The organism is uncultured Porticoccus sp. (assembly GCF_963975625.1).
Lineage (GTDB): Bacteria > Pseudomonadota > Gammaproteobacteria > Pseudomonadales > Porticoccaceae > Porticoccus.
On record NZ_CAXBHS010000006.1, the window covers coordinates 133,048 to 148,824 of the forward strand.

A 15,777-nucleotide genomic window follows, 5' to 3' on the forward strand; every position below is an offset into this window, starting at 1 on the left:
CATGACATCGCAACTCACCGTCACGGACCTGCAAATCAACTACGCCGGAACAAGTATCCTGCAACATATCTCCTTCTCCCTGGAAGCAGGTGAAATTGCCTGCCTTGTCGGGCCGTCAGGCTGCGGTAAAACCTCCCTGTTGAGAGCCATTGCAGGCTTCGAACCGATTTCCGCCGGACAGATCGAACTGCGCGGTCGGATCGTCTCCGGCCCCGACAAGACACTGCCGCCGGAACAGCGCCACATCGGCATGGTGTTTCAGGACTTTGCCCTGTTCCCCCACCTCACCGTGGCCCAGAACATCGCCTTCGGCCTGCGCAAAATGCCACGCGGACAGCGCCGGCAACGGGTCGATGAACTGCTCAAGCTGGTTGAGATGCAGGACACTCGCAACCACTACCCCCACCAGCTTTCCGGCGGCCAGCAACAGCGCATCGCACTGGCGCGCGCCATGGCGCCGCGCCCGGATATCCTGATGCTCGACGAACCCTTCTCCAGTATGGATTCGGAACTGCGCGAACAACTGGCCCGCGACGTACGCCAACTGCTGCGCAAAGATGGCATCACCGCCATTCTGGTGACCCACGACCAGAACGAAGCCTTTGCCATGGCAGACCATATCGGCGTACTGGGAGAAGGCGCACTGCACCAGTGGGGCACGGGATTTGACCTTTACCACCGGCCCGCCGACCGCTTTGTTGCCGACTTTATCGGCCAGGGTGTGCTGCTGCCGGGCATGATCATCAACGATAAGCAGGTGCGCACCGAACTGGGGATAGTCACCGGTGATCTGGAACCCGGCGAAGCCACCTCACCTGCCAAAATAGTCGACCTGTTGCTGCGTCCCGACGACGTCATTCACGTTGAAGACAGCCACCTGCAAGCTGAAATCGTCGCCAGGGCGTTTCGCGGCGCTGTATACCTTTACACCCTGCGCCTCGAGAGCGGTCAGAAAGTGCTCTGTCTGGTGCAGAGCCATCACCAACACGAAATTGGTGAAATGCTCGGCATCCGTCTGGAGGCAGACCACCTGCCGGTTTTCAGGCGACACACATCCCCGGCAACCTAATACCCGGTCACCTATAGCGAGCGCCGTTGAAAAAACCACAAAACTCCGCTCTGCTATCTATCCAGACGGCTTTTGCCGGATTACACTTCGCACAGACAACCCGCCCAGGCGCCGACTCGACCAACCCCTAAAAATAATAACTATTTTTAATAATCATTGATGCTAAGAAAAACCTGCAAGGATGTGGTGCTGTTCCCCATCACCATTTATCGGGCCTGCCTGTGGCTCCCCATACGGCTGCGTGGCAACCGGGGGCACTCACGCGTCAACACGGCTCTCGGCCTGCTGCTTTACGGCCTGATCGGTCTGCCGCTGTCCATCCTGCTGTTGCTTGAAATGCTGATCGTCATCAATACCCAGCTGATGGCACAACCGATGGATGACGACGAAGTCCCACAGCAACCACTCTCATCGACCAGCTACAACCCCACTCACCACTGGCCCGGCAGGACACTGGAGGAATGGCCCTCAGACCTACAGGTCACACTGCCCGGGTATGTGGATAAGGCATCCCAACCGCCGGACCCGACACTGCCACGCGACCAGTTTTATGACCAGCTACTGGCAAGCTACAGCCCAACCATCCTTCACAAAATGGGTCACGAACCACTGTGGGATATTCCCACCGACATCTTTTTCGACGGCGACACCGACCCGCGCAACAACGTGAGCAATGCCCTCAGCCTTGGCACAGTGCCCGCTGTGGTCCACGGTGAAGTCATCGCCGAAACCCATGACGCCTACTACCTCACTTACATGCTCTATCACGTCAAGGATTATGATTTGCCCGTGCGGGAAGCCCTCTCCGATGCCACTTTTCACGACGGCGACAACGAAGGCATCCAATTGCGCATCGACAAGGCCAGCATGCAGGTTACCCTGGTGGAAACCTGGTTCCACAACCGTTTCTTCCTGTGCAACCGCACCGGCGAATCCCAAGGCACCGAACCCATCCAGACCCGCAGCCTGTTCGAGGGCGGCACCCACATCGTCCTGTTCGTCCAGAGCATGGGGCACGGCGTGCGCTGCGCCAACCCGGCAGATTTTGACGAACTGGCCAGCAACAGCAAAATCCTGCGACTGGCCAGCGACCCGGACGAGCTGATTGCCCCCGGCATCGACGACCACACCGAATACAATATCGGCTACCAACTCGCCAGCCTGAAACCCTGGTACCGCTTGGCTAAAACCCATGCAGATTCAGGCAACAACGCCACCACCCTGTTCGAAGACACCATTCTGCTGGGCACAGATCCCACCGGCAGGGAGATTCAGATCGGCAAATTCTTTGCCGCCAACGACTTCGAAAAACGCGCCTGGTCCCGCCCAAAACCGCCCTGGGCCTGGGACGACCGCTGGGACGACATCCCCGTCGGACTGTGGCACTTCCACCCCGCCCTGACCTTCAACAGCCACACCGGCGAAACCTACTCGGAGCAGTATCACCACAACGCACCGATGAGCCTGATCTTTACAGCCGATGAAAGATACACCGTGCTTACCAGCCTGCTGACCGAACACTACCACCGCGCACCTCAGCGGCTGGCGAGAAAAACTCACCCGGTAAACCGACAGCCGTCGTTACCGCCTGCAAAAAAACCGGGCATCGGTATACAGGTCAAGCGTTATATGAACTACGTCATTCATTCGTTGGGGTAAATGAAATTTACGGCTGATAATGTTCAATCGAAAACCAGTGGTCATAACAAGTTTTTTGGATCAATCGGTCCCATTCAGTTTGGTACAAACGCACAATTACTTATAGTTTACTCACGAGTATTCAGCTTTGATAAAGGATAAAGTTTTTCTAAATATTTCGGGAGGAAGGAAACAGCACACACTGGACAGTGTGACAACTCTCTTGAATAAGAGAGTTGTGCTGATGATTTGTTTACCTTAGTGGTAACAAATTGTACGCTAAGGCGATACATACCGGTGTCCACGAATGAATCTGGGTAATCCCCCAACTTTTTCTCGTAAGTGAACAAGATGAAAAAAGTCACTATTCTTCGGCCCAATCACATCCCTCTGAAGGCTGTGAAACACTATTTAAATAACTATTACTCCGACTGTTTTCAGCTGGGAGTTTTTATGGATAAACCATACCTAAATATTCGAGATTACGAACTTGACTAGCAAACCAAGCCCATACATATCTGTGGTGACGCCTGTTTATGGATGTGCTGAAGCACTGCCTGAACTTTGCCAACGTCTTCATATCGTCTTGGGTAGCATTACGCCAGACTATGAGATTATCATGGTCAATGATGCATGCCCGGATGGCTCATGGGCAATAATCCAATCCCTTGCTACAGAAGATTCCCGGGTTAAGGGTATTAACTTCTCACGTAATTTCGGCCAGCATTACGCCATCACAGCTGGGCTCGACTTTGCGCGTAGCGATTGGGTTGTCGTAATGGATTGTGACCTGCAGGATATTCCAGAAGAGATCCCCAAGCTACATGAAGTCGCCCAGACCGGCTTTGATATCGTAGTTGGGAAGCGGGCGGAACGGAAAGATAGCTTGATCAGAAAATGGTTTTCAAAAAACTTTTACCGGTTATTCAGCTACTTTACAGGATCCAAAGTTGATCATCGTATTGCAAGTTTCGGCATTTACTCAAAGAAAGCCATTCTGAGCATCAGGCAATTAAGAGAACAAAACCGATCTTTTGGGCTTTTTGCTCTATGGGTGGGGTTCCATCGAGCGGAAATTAATGTCAACCATGCTACACGCGTTCATGGTCGTTCCAGTTATACACTGAGAAAAATGTTGCGCCTTGCCTTTGATAGCATTGTCGCTCACTCCGATAGATTGCTCCGTTTAACGGTGATGCTAGGATTTACGCTCTCGATGCTTTCCTTTAGTTATGCGCTTTGGATTATCATCCAGTATTTTTTACGGTCGACACCAATATCTGGCTGGACAAGTCTCATTGTTTCCATTTATTTTTCTACTGGGGTAATTATCGGTGCGGTTGGTGTTGTTGGTCTTTATGTTGGCAAGATTTTCGACGAAGTAAAGCGTCGTCCACTTTACCTTATTAGCGATACAACCTTTGAGCTTCAAGACGATGAATACTAAACCCTTACGACTTGGGTTTATTGGTGGTGGCATCAACTCGGCTGTGGGTGATACACACTTCATAGCCGCGCAAATGGATGGCCTATTCAAAGTTGAGACAGGTTGTTTCAGTCAAGATGCGGAAATCAATCGGCAGACTTCTTTTCGCCGCCATATTGATAGCAATCGCCTCTATTCCTCATGGCAAGAACTTCTTAACAAAGAGACTGATAGCCTCGACGCAGTGGTAGTTCTGACTCCAACGCCCGACCATACCCCAGTTGTTCTTGCAGCACTTGAGATTGGACTACCTGTAATCTGTGAGAAAGCCCTAGCGGCTAGCAGCGAGGAAGTCCAGCGTATCGAGCAGAGTATCTCTGCAAATGCTGGCTCCTTGTTTGTCACTTACAACTATTCTGGCTACCCGATGCTACGAGAGCTGCGTGAGAAAATCCAAAAAGGTTTCATCGGGCGAATCGAGCAAATCCATATCGAAATGCCCCAAGAAGGGTTTGCCCGGCTTGACCGGAATGGCTTACCGATTATTCCTCAACAGTGGAGGTTAAAAGACGGGGTTATACCCACAATCTCCCTAGATCTGGGAGTACACGTACATCACATTATATATTTTCTAACTGGTGCTCACCCGTTAGAGTTGGTTGCAAGCCAAACCAGCCTGGGCCAGTATCGTCAGGTTATTGATAATATTACTGCTCTGATTCATTACAGTAACGATATCGAATGCAGCATGTGGTTTAGTAAAGCAGCTCTAGGCCATCGGAATGGTCTTCGAGTGCGCGTCTATGGAGAAAGTGGTGCAGCGGAGTGGTACCAAATGGATCCAGAGCGTTTACTGCTTCACGATAACTGCGGTCGCACAACAAACCTTGATCGCGCCAGCATGGACGTCCAACTGGCACAGCTACCACGGTACAACCGGTTTAAAGCCGGTCATCCGGCAGGATTCACAGAAGCTTTTGCTAATATCTATGCAGATATCGCTGCAAGCCTCAGAGGCGAAACTTCAACACAGTATGCTGATGTATTTTCTGTTCATCATGCACGCGAAGGACTTGAAGTATTGGAAGCCATGGCTACTTCAGCACGGGAAAAACGCTGGGTTTCAGTTGGATTGGAAAGCTAGTTATGCGTTATCGCTCCAATGAGATTCCTATTACAGCTAAAATGGATGGCGAGTCGGACGATCTTTGGCCCATACCGAAAACCATCTTCAACATACGTGATGATTATAACCTTTATCTGCATCACTATACTGAGGGTGTCACCGAAACAGTGATGTTCTTTATTCCACGACCATGAAGAAACTTTTACTTGTCGGCGGAGGCCACTCGGATATCCCCTTAATCCGTTCAGCAAAGAGGCTCGGTTATCGTGTGATCACTAGCGGTAATCGCTCCAAGGATCTAGGACACTCAGAATCGGACGCCTATATTCCATGCGACTTCTCTGATCCGCAGGAGGTACTGGAGTTGGCTCGTTCTTTAGAGATAGACGCGCTATGCGCATGTTGCAATGATTTCTCTGCCCTATCCTGTGCTTATGCTGCAGAAAAGCTTGGTTTACCCGGCCATGACAGTTTCGAGACAGCATCAATAATCCATCACAAGGATGCTTGGCGGGGTTACGCCTCACGCTATAACTATCCGAGTCCTCGTGCGCATGGCTGCAGCGATATGAAAGAGGTTGAGCGGGCTGCGAATGAACTCCGTTTTCCCTTGATCATCAAGCCGGTGGATTTAACTGGTGGGAAGGGTATAGCCCGTGCAGAGGCGCCCAAGGATGCGCTTGCCTGCGCAGAAGCTGCATTTGCCATTTCCAAAGCAGGGCGTATTGTGGTCGAGGAGTTCATCACTGGTAGCCGACACGGCTTTACTGCCATGCTTCGCGATAGACGCGTGGTGTTCTACTTTGCCGACGATGAGCATTACCATCTTTCCCCCTACCTTGTATCTGCTGCCTCTACACCATCTAGCTGCCCCCTCGCTTCAATCAACCGACTGATCGAATACAGCGAGGCGATTGCCTCCGATCTACGTCTGGTCGACGGGATTTTTCATATACAGTTTATTCAGCCAAAAGTAGGTGATCCAGTCATTATTGAGATCTGCCGCCGGCCACCAGGTGACCTTTATATCGATTTGGTTCGTCATACTACTGGTGCACCCTACGCGGAATGGATCGTACGCGCCGCCAGTGGCATGGGAATACCAGATGTTCATCACATGGCTGAACGCCGTTGTATCACACGCCACTGTCTCATGGCACATACTCCCGGTATTTTTGCGGGCTTCAACTTCGATCCTGAAGTAGAAATGAACATCATTGACCACATGATCTGGGGCCGTGAGGGTGAGATAGTTCATAACGCAGATACTCACAAATTCGGTATTGTATTTGTTGAGCACCGAGATGCAGAGCACATGCGCGAACAGGCACCAAATCTGCAAACACTGCTGTCGGCTCGGATTCTGACACAGTGACTAATCCAACGGGTTGGTTCAGACGCTTTATTAATAGTTTGCACCATTTACCATTTGCAAAACTGTTTCGTTATGCAGTCGTTGGACTGACGCTGAATCTGCTGGGCTATCTCGTTTATTTGGCAGTGACGTCCCTTGGGCTAAGTCCAATCGCGACTGTAAGCATTTTTTATCCGCTTAGCGTTTTGGCCGGCTACCTTGCTCATCGTCGCCATACCTTTCAACAAAAAGTTCAAACTCTCGATAAAATCACCCTAGGTCGCTATATAATGGCGTATGCGGCAGGCTATTTAATCAATATAGGCCTTATTCAATTGCTATACGGCGAGCTAGGCTATCCACATCAGTTGGTACAGGCGGGTGCTATCTTGATAGTGGCGATTTTTTTGTTTGTAGCACTCAATTTTTTTGTCTTTAAGGAGAGGTTGCATGACCAATGAGCGTCAACCTTTTCAGAGCCGCTCATTCCCCTTGCTGGCTGAAGCTGAGGCCGGGCATTGGTGGTTTCTATCCAGGAATCGGTTGTTACTCTGGGTACTTGCCAAAAAAGTAGGTTCTTTCAGAAGTTTTCTGGAGGTTGGCTGTGGGACGGGATTTGTACTGAGGGATGTCGCTAAAGCCTTTCCGGAAACCGAGTGTTTTGGTTCAGAGTATTTCGAGGAGGGTTTGGTGTTCGCACGCGCACGTGTTCCTACCGCAACTTTCAGGCAAATTGATGCGACTCGCATGACTGAATCGGAACACTATGACGTAATAGGCGCTTTTGATGTGATTGAGCATATCGAACCAGATCAACTTGTCTTGGCCAACCTGGCACGTGCGATGAAACCGAATGGAGCGCTTTTGCTCACTGTGCCCCAACACCGATGGTTGTGGTCTGAGGTAGATCAACAGGCCTGCCATGTCCGGCGCTACACCCGAAATGAGCTAATATTTAAAGTTAGTCAGGCGGGATTATCTGTAAGTTTCGTCACCTCGTTCGTTAGTTTGTTGCTTCCTCTGATGTGGTTAGCCCGATCCCGTGCTAAAGCCAATAGCCAAAATTGTGACTCAATGTCCGAGCTCAGGTTACCTGGATGGATTAATTGTGGACTGGAAGCAGTTATGCGCCTGGAATTGTTTTTGATTAAACTTGGAATAAGACTGCCGGTCGGAGGCTCTTTATTACTGCTAGCAAGGAAACCATGAATGGTTTCATAAACTAGGGCTGACCGTCATGTACTATTAAGCGGTTCCAGAAAAGTAATTATTAATGATGGCAGCACCGACTTTTGCAGGCACTCTCAGTTTATGGGTTTCTATCTATTGGTCATTTTGGAAGCCTGTTTAAAGAAATACCAATACCCGGGTATAACAGTGAGTATCTGCTTCATGTCGCCGGATGAGTGGCCCAGGCTGCAGGAGAGCACGCAATGACACAGAAAATCCCATTCAACCGGCCATATATGACTGGTAAAGAGTTGCACTACATTACCGAGGCCAAGATAGGCAACATGCTGGCTGGTGACGGACCTTTTACCAAACGTTGCCATGGATGGCTGGAAAACAAGAGTGGCTGCAACAAGGCTCTGCTGACGCACTCATGCACCGCCGCACTGGAAATGGTGGCTCTGCTACTGGATATTGAGCCCGGCAATGAGATCATCATGCCCTCATACACTTTTGTATCGACTGCAAATGCCTTCGTTCTTCGTGGTGGCATACCGGTGTTTGTGGATATCCGCGAAGATACTCTGAATCTGGATGAGAGCCTTATCGAGGCGGCAATCACACCACGTACTCGCGCCATCGTAGCAGTGCACTATGCCGGGGTCGCTTGCGAGATGGACAGTATTATGGATATTGCAAGACGTCATGACCTCAAAGTTGTGGAGGATGCAGCTCAAGGGGTGATGGCAAACTATAAAGGGCAAGCCTTGGGCAGTATTGGCGATCTGGGGACTTACAGCTTTCATGAAACCAAAAATGTGATTTCGGGGGAAGGTGGTGCCTTGCTGGTGAACGACCCGGCTTTGGCCTTGCGTGCTGAAATCATCCGGGAGAAAGGCACTGACCGTAGCCGCTTTTTTCGAGGCGAGGTGGATAAATATACCTGGCAGGAGGCCGGATCTTCATTTTTACCAGGCGAGTTAACTGCCGCTTTTTTGTGGGCGCAACTTGAGGAAGCCGAACGCATCACCAGCGACCGGCTGACAATCTGGCAACGCTATCACGAGCTTATTGAGCCACTTGAGGCCAAAGGGTTACTGCGCCGTCCCATCATTCCGGATACGTGCCAACACAATGCCCACATGTACTACATTTTATTAGCACCGGAGATCGATCGGCAAAAAGTGCTTGATGAGTTGAAGGGAAATGATGTCTTCTCGGTTTTCCATTACGTACCATTGCACTCCTCACCGGCCGGAAAGCGATATGGCCGTGCACAGGGCGATCTGGAGGTAACTAACCGGCAGTCAGAGCGATTGGTGCGTTTACCACTGTGGGTTGGCTTAACAGAGGCGCAACAGGAAAAAATAATCAATGTGTTGTCTGATGCAGTATCTTGATTTTTCTGGATGCGGGTCAACAGATACTGGTAGTGATTTAATCAGTCCGGACTAACTTGTGCGATATTTACTCATGAAGCTTGGAGATGCCCACAATCGAACCCGTAAAACCGTCGATATTATAGTCATCCAGAATTTTCACCTCATACATATCAGGCGCCCTTAGTGCTTGATGCATCAAAGCGGACATATATTGCCCCCCATGAGACACATTGCTCAATACCAAGGCAAAGTTGTCAGGATATTCACGCAGGTCAGCCGGGTTATCATGGTATGTCACAATGTATTTAAAATTTTCTTTCTCGTGGTCGATGTACCCCATTATTGGACTTGATGTATAAAAGGTATCGAAAAGATTCAGATAGACATTCCGGTCATTTATTCCTTCTGCTGACTTAATCAGGGCGCTTTGCATTTCATTGAATGATTTATATTCCATACTTCTTTCGGCAATAGAAAATGCCGTAATATCTTTACCATAATTCGGATAGTATTCCCCTGATTTATTGCTCCAAAAAAAGCCTATCATCACGACGATAATAATCTTGACGAAGACTTTCACAGCAAGGCCACCGTTTTTATTTTCTTGCTGCAACTCACCACTTCTGAAAGATATTAGTATCAGGGCAACAAGTGTTATAACCATTACAGGCCAAATCCAGATGTAGTACCTTGTGAGCGGGTAAAATTCCATACCGGACAACGGGACTACCGCGATAAAACCCACGAAGGCACTTATCATCAATACGCCGCCGAGCAAAACCCTTCTCTCGAAATCTAAATCCCCATCTTCCTGATCACCAAGCACAAATTTCCTTTTGAAAGTATCTCTGTTTTTTAGTAAATACCACCATCCTCCAATAATAAGAAAGAGCAATATCAGATAGAAATCCGGTGTCTGCGACAGCCGGCCATGAAACTGATGAATTAAATAGCCTGTATAATCTGTATTGTTGACTGACGCTGTATTGGCCTTTTGCATCCAGCGCAACAGCTCAATGCCAACACCCGATATCACCATCATAGCCACATAAAACACGCGCTTGGTCCGCCCATCTTTTTCGAGCATAAATAATAAAGAAAGACATATTATTATTGGTAATCCTGATGACTTGACCAAACAGGCTGCAATTGCAGCAATCGCTGCCCAAAAATGATTCTGCTTAACCCAATTTGAGAAGGCGAGGATGACACATAGACTTCCTCCGATCTCCATATACATATATCTTGATTGAATCAGAAAAGGCGGAAAGAGCATGACCGCAGCTGTCACAAACAACGAAGTGTAAATGCCAAAAATTGACCGACTCAGAGTAAACACGACAGCCAACACCAACCCGGTCAGAAGAAACTGGATTATATGAAGCGATAGGTAGACAAACTCAGTATCTCCATTGAACAACCACATCACTGCCGCCGTTATAATAGTGATAGGTGTATACACGTGCACGTTCGGACCCGCTTGCCGAAATCCAGGCTCTTCCAGCAAACTGTAAAAATCAAATCCTGTTTCATAGAGATAAATTGCAGGAGCAAAGACGCCAGCTGCCGTATCCCACACAGGCTTTTCGTAACGAGCATCCCAATTAAGAATACAAGCAAGAATGAAAAAACCCAAAAATACAAGAAACGTATAAAAGCGTTTATTGCCTCTTAAAATATCCATAACTTCCCTAGAAATTTAGGTATCCATAAAAAGTTTGGGCTTCCAAATAACCATTGCTCATGCTTATTGACCTGCCTTCGCACACACCCCCGCCGTATCAAACCCGACGTCGTTCTTATAATGCTCGCATAGATCACGAAGCATACCGGCGGTGTCGACATCACCTTCATACTGGTCCAGCGACCACCATTTTTTTTCGGGGATGTTAATCAGCACCATGTGCTCGCCCATGCTGGGGATCAGGGTCAACTGCCAGTCGCCTTTCACCACGGCGCGGTGTTTGCTCCTGATAATCATGTCCCGGAAGTCATCTCGAACAACCAGCTTGCCGGCAGCATTGGTGGCATAAATGCCCACGGTCTGGGTCAGTAGGCGTTTTTTGTCTATCTCGTCCTTGGTCAGTTCGGTGACAATCACCCCGGTTTCCATAAACAGAGGCCTGTTTGATAACTCCCTGTCGGTGGTAGAAAGCAGTGATAGGCCATCGAACGATTTATCCGCAAAGCGGTTGTCCAGCAATTCTGAGATCGTCGGAGCAATATCCATCAGTGAGCCGTTACCGGCGCGTAGCGCCGGGCCAAAATCGTCGTTGCCGTAACTTTTGGCCGCCAGTAGCACGCGGGTCTGGCCCAAGTTAAGCAGGTTGGTGGCGTGGCCACGGGTGGTGCTATATACCTCAAATATGGCATCGTCCCGCGCCGCTGTTAACTCATCGGCCGGCAGGTCGAATCCGTCACCATGGTCCGACATAAAAAACACGTAGGCATTATCCAGCGCACCGGTCGCCTTCAGATCCGCCATAAACTGACCGAACTGCCGGTCTACCTGTTTCAGCATCATGCGGTAGCGGTAAAACGACTGCTCAGCGGGGTCTTCACTGTAGGGCTCACCTTCCAGCGGTTCCCACTCCCGTGACAACCAGGGCCAGTGGGGCAACACAAAGTGAGCGGCCAGAAACACCGGCTGATCCGGCTCACGAACCACGGCATCCAGAATGGCCTGACTGTACCGCTCGGGATCGTAGTTCATGTCGCGTCCCCGGTTCAGATACATATTCGGGAACAACCATTTACCTGCCACAGTATTGCAGAGCAAATTGACGAGCGGGTGATCAAAACCGCCCAACATGAAGTTGAGTGCACCGTACTCGGGGCCGACTACCTCATCGAAGCCGAAGGTTTCATCAATGTTATTGAAGCGCCTCTCGTCCATCGCATAAATTGAGCGATAGCCACTGTCCTGCATCCAGCGTCCCAGGGCGCGATTTTTGTCCATATATTTATGGTTAGTCAGGTTGTAGCGGCCATTATGGCTGACCGGCTCGGCACCGGTAAGAATGCTCATCCACGCCGGAAAGGTTCGGGCATACGGCGTGTAAGCATTTTCAAAAACGGTGCTCTGTTGTAGAAATTTGTCTACATTGGGCGTCAGACCGGTAGTGTTGCCAAAATAGCCGGTCTGGTCCGGACGCAGGGAATCGATACCGATAATAAAGATATTGGGTGGCCCGTCAGCACTATTAATCACAGCGCCATTAAATTGCGCATTGCCGGCTGTGGTGCTCAACCCGTACATCGTGCCAAACGCGCCCACAGCCAACACACAGGCCGAGCCCCAGACGCGGGCGTTGTGCCGGATCAGAAAGCCCAGGCTTACAACAAACGCCACGACAAAGATCGCCAGCAGGCCGACGAATACCGCGTCACTCATTAACCAGGGGCTTTGATTCAGAAAGCCGCTGCCCTGCATCTGCGGATAGCGCCGGTTGCTCCACACCAGCAACAGCAGCGCCGATAACAGAAACAGCAATACCGGCAACAACTGGCGGTTTTTCGGGCTGATCGCGGGCAGGCCCAGCCAGCCCGCGGAGGCCAACCACAGTAAAAACAGCCAGGCCAGATGAATGGCCACCATGGCCAGCACAAAGTAGCCTAGGTCCCACCAGAAACCGGGGCTGACCAGCAACGCATGGTAAAAGGCCTTCATATCAACCTGATCCGGCGCCACAATCAGCACCTGGTAAAAGTTGGCCACCAACACCACCACCAGAAAGCCCAGAATCAACCAGGCATAGAGTGTAATTGGTCGGCGCGGTGGAGGTGCTTGCTGGTCCAGGCTGGTGGACTGGATGGCCTCTGTCTCGGGAGTATCCGTCATCATCATCTACATCTGTTGGTGGTAATCATCATTCATTAAAAAACCCTGCCTGATTGGAACCAGGCAGGGTTTTGCTTGTTGCAATGGCGAATGGAACGGGTCAACCACCCCATTCACTGCACTCCAGTAAACCTACTTGCAGGAACCGGGCAAGTATTGGGTATTGAGAGTGCCAGGTTCACATTTGAACCTGAACACCTGATTACCCACATTTGACGATGTCATTGTAACAGAATTGGCAAGTTCGGGTGTCAAGGTAATTGTTCCGCCGTCAACATCGGAGTCATTAAAGCCTTGGGTTGTGACTGTGATCACCCCGTCAGGACTTGTCGCAATGCTGGCCACGTATTGGCTAATACCGTTGCCGCCAGGACCACTGCCCTCACCACAACCCCATCCATTACTGCCGGGAATGGAAGTTGAATCAGAGGCAGTCTGGTAGACCTCAGATATCGTGGTGCGACACTGGCTGGTGGCCAGGATCACTTCGGACATTTTGGCCTTGATCACGTAGCTCTGGTAGGCGGGCAGTGCCACGGCGGCCAGAATACCGATAATCGCGACCACGATCATCAGTTCGATAAGGGTAAAACCCTGTTGTACTTTCTTCATTGTATTTCTCCCATGAAATAACGATATGCCATTTGGCGTTATTGCAGGGTATATGTCTAGCATTTACCGTGCCAAAGAACGGGTCTGCGGACATCAAGGGTTTGAGCTCACCGCAGACTGACAATTTTTGTCAGTTTATAACCAGACCCGGCAGTCATGCCGCATTCAGCCGGTGACAATATCCTCCACCAGCGCCGATCTTCCGGACCGGCACCCCGAACCAGATTGTGAATCCGGGCGTGAATCAGCCTCTATCAATCACCAACCCGGTTGCGCAGCCCACCACTAATCCGTTGCGCCGTAACCAATGAGACTAATGCCCTGCGCCCAGCTATGGCTCCCGCCGTCACCTTGTATTAACATCACGGCTGGTTCTACTGCTGTTTCTACTTATTTGCGCCGTTGAGTATCTGTCCGCCTATGAAACAAACCGATACATTGAAAGGCTTGGCCAAACGTCTGGTAACGGATCAGTTGCTGGAAGAAAACGTTGCCGTGCAGGCACTGGCTGAATGTGAAAGCGACCAGTCCAACCTGGTGCATTACCTGACTCACAATAACCTGTTGGCCCCCAGCCTGATCGCCGCAGTTGCGGCCAATGAATTTGGCACACCACTCTACGACCTCTCGGCCCACAACATTGAGGCCAGCCCGAAGGAGCTTGTTGAGAAAAAGCTGATTCGCAAGCACCAGGTTCTGCCCCTGTTCAAGCGGGCCAACCGCCTGTTTTTGGCAGTGAGCGACCCCACCAACCACCAGGCAGTAAGCGAGGTGCGCTTTCAGACCGGCCTGTCCGTTGAGCTGGTGCTGGTGGAACACGACAAACTGGAGCGGGCGCTGGATGCCTACCTGCATGAGCAGGATGAACATGAAATGGGCGATGCGCTCGGCACCATGGATGATGTGCACCTCGATGACCTGGATATTGAGGCCGTCGACGAGGATAACAAAGGCGGCGGCACTGGCATTGACGCCAGCGATGTAGACGATGCCCCGATTGTGCGGTTTATCAATAAACTGCTGCTGGACGCCATCAAACAGGGATGTTCGGATATTCACTTTGAACCCTATGAAAAAACCTACCGGGTGCGGTTCAGGACCGATGGTATTCTTCGCGAAGTTACCAAGCCCCCGGCCAATCTGGCCCCACGGCTGGCGGCGCGCCTGAAGGTGATGTCACAAATGGATATTTCCGAGCGTCGCGTACCCCAGGATGGCCGGATTAAACTGTGGATTTCAAAGAACCGGGCCATCGATTTTCGGGTGAACACTCTGCCCACCCAGTTCGGCGAGAAAATCGTACTGCGGATTCTTGATCCCACCAGCGCCCAGGTGGGTATTGAAAACCTCGGCTATGAAGAAGACCAGAAGCAGATGTATCTGGATGTGCTGAACCAACCCCAGGGCATGATTCTGGTGACCGGTCCCACCGGTAGCGGTAAAACCGTCTCGCTGTATACCGGCCTGAATATTCTCAACACCACCGAACGCAATATCTCCACGGCCGAAGATCCGGTGGAAATCAACATGCCGGGCATCAACCAGGTACAGATCAATTACAAGGTGAAACTCACTTTCCCGGAGGCGCTGCGGGCTTTCCTTCGACAGGATCCGGATGTGATCATGGTGGGTGAGATTCGCGACCTGGATACCGCCGAAATCGCCATCAAGGCAGCCCAGACCGGTCACCTGGTGTTGTCCACCCTTCACACCAACAGTGCCCCGGAAACTCTCAACCGACTGCTCAATATGGGCGTACCCGCATTTAACGTGGCCACCTCGGTGAACCTGATTATTGCCCAGCGGTTGGGCAGGCGACTCTGCGTGCATTGCAAAAAGCCCGCTGACGATATACCCCATAACATCCTGATCGATGAGGGTTTTGAGACCATTGGCCGCCCCCTGGAGGAGCTGACCCTGTTTCACCCGGTCGGCTGCCCGAAATGTACCAACGGTTACAAAGGACGGGTGGGGGTTTACGAGGTGTTGAAAGTAACCCCCAAAATAGCCCGGCTGATTATGGAAGGTGGCAATTCGATTGAAATTGAACAGGCGGCCATCGAAGAAGGCTTCAGAACTTTGCGCCAGTCGGCACTTCGTCGCGCGGGCGAAGGTATAATCAGCCTGGAAGAGGCTAATCGGGTAACCAAGGACTAATC

At 50.7% G+C, this 15,777-nt stretch carries 12 protein-coding genes; 9 read left to right on the forward strand and 3 right to left on the reverse strand.

The annotated features are described in order from the left end of the window. The first annotated feature begins 1 nt into the window (after window position 1). The 8 genes from AACZ64_RS07430 to rffA all read left to right on the forward strand — a co-directional run bounded on the left by AACZ64_RS07430 (window position 2) and on the right by rffA (window position 9,183). The gene (locus AACZ64_RS07430; RefSeq protein ID WP_293613554.1) at window positions 2–1,069 is read left to right on the forward strand and encodes an ABC transporter ATP-binding protein; all 1,068 of its coding nucleotides are present in this window, start codon (window positions 2–4) and stop codon (window positions 1,067–1,069) included. A 159-nt stretch (window positions 1,070–1,228) separates the two neighbouring features. Then, entirely contained in the window at window positions 1,229–2,728 is a 1,500-nt protein-coding gene (locus AACZ64_RS07435; protein ID WP_293613555.1) for a hypothetical protein, read from the forward strand. 469 nt (window positions 2,729–3,197) lie between these two features. Beyond that, window positions 3,198–4,154, forward strand: coding sequence for a glycosyltransferase family 2 protein (locus AACZ64_RS07440; protein WP_293613556.1), 957 nt, complete (start codon window positions 3,198–3,200; stop codon window positions 4,152–4,154). Next, the gene (locus tag AACZ64_RS07445) at window positions 4,144–5,277 is read left to right on the forward strand and encodes a Gfo/Idh/MocA family oxidoreductase (RefSeq protein WP_293613557.1); all 1,134 of its coding nucleotides are present in this window, start codon (window positions 4,144–4,146) and stop codon (window positions 5,275–5,277) included. The genes AACZ64_RS07440 and AACZ64_RS07445 overlap by 11 nt, the downstream gene beginning before the upstream one ends. A gap of 172 nt (window positions 5,278–5,449) precedes the next feature. Beyond that, the gene (locus tag AACZ64_RS07450; protein ID WP_293613558.1) at window positions 5,450–6,634 is read left to right on the forward strand and encodes an ATP-grasp domain-containing protein; all 1,185 of its coding nucleotides are present in this window, start codon (window positions 5,450–5,452) and stop codon (window positions 6,632–6,634) included. Continuing rightward, complete coding sequence (locus AACZ64_RS07455; RefSeq protein ID WP_293613559.1) at window positions 6,631–7,074, forward strand: GtrA family protein; 444 nt, start codon at window positions 6,631–6,633, stop codon at window positions 7,072–7,074. The genes AACZ64_RS07450 and AACZ64_RS07455 overlap by 4 nt, the downstream gene beginning before the upstream one ends. Next, entirely contained in the window at window positions 7,064–7,822 is a 759-nt protein-coding gene (locus tag AACZ64_RS07460) for a class I SAM-dependent methyltransferase (protein ID WP_293613560.1), read from the forward strand. The genes AACZ64_RS07455 and AACZ64_RS07460 overlap by 11 nt, the downstream gene beginning before the upstream one ends. 224 nt (window positions 7,823–8,046) lie before the next feature. Further along, a complete protein-coding gene (gene rffA, locus AACZ64_RS07465; protein ID WP_339639845.1) occupies window positions 8,047–9,183 on the forward strand; it encodes a dTDP-4-amino-4,6-dideoxygalactose transaminase in 1,137 nt (378 codons plus the stop codon). A gap of 67 nt (window positions 9,184–9,250) precedes the next feature. On the opposite strand, the gene AACZ64_RS07470 is transcribed toward rffA, so the two are convergent. From AACZ64_RS07470 to AACZ64_RS07480, 3 genes are all read right to left on the reverse strand, one after another. After that, window positions 9,251–10,849, reverse strand: a complete 1,599-nt coding sequence (locus tag AACZ64_RS07470) for a hypothetical protein (RefSeq protein WP_293613562.1) — start codon at window positions 10,847–10,849, stop codon at window positions 9,251–9,253. Window positions 10,850–10,912: 63 nt separating this feature from the next. After that, window positions 10,913–13,012 carry a sulfatase-like hydrolase/transferase gene (locus AACZ64_RS07475; protein ID WP_293613563.1) on the reverse strand — a complete coding sequence of 700 codons (2,100 nt, stop codon included), beginning with the start codon at window positions 13,010–13,012 and terminating at the stop codon, window positions 10,913–10,915. A 126-nt stretch (window positions 13,013–13,138) separates the two neighbouring features. Then, window positions 13,139–13,618, reverse strand: a complete 480-nt coding sequence (locus AACZ64_RS07480) for a pilin (RefSeq protein ID WP_293613564.1) — start codon at window positions 13,616–13,618, stop codon at window positions 13,139–13,141. Window positions 13,619–14,038: 420 nt separating this feature from the next. Here AACZ64_RS07480 and pilB point away from each other — a divergent pair, with 420 nt between their 5' ends. Further along, a complete protein-coding gene (pilB, locus tag AACZ64_RS07485; RefSeq protein WP_339639846.1) occupies window positions 14,039–15,775 on the forward strand; it encodes a type IV-A pilus assembly ATPase PilB in 1,737 nt (578 codons plus the stop codon). The last annotated feature ends 2 nt before the right edge of the window (window positions 15,776–15,777 follow it).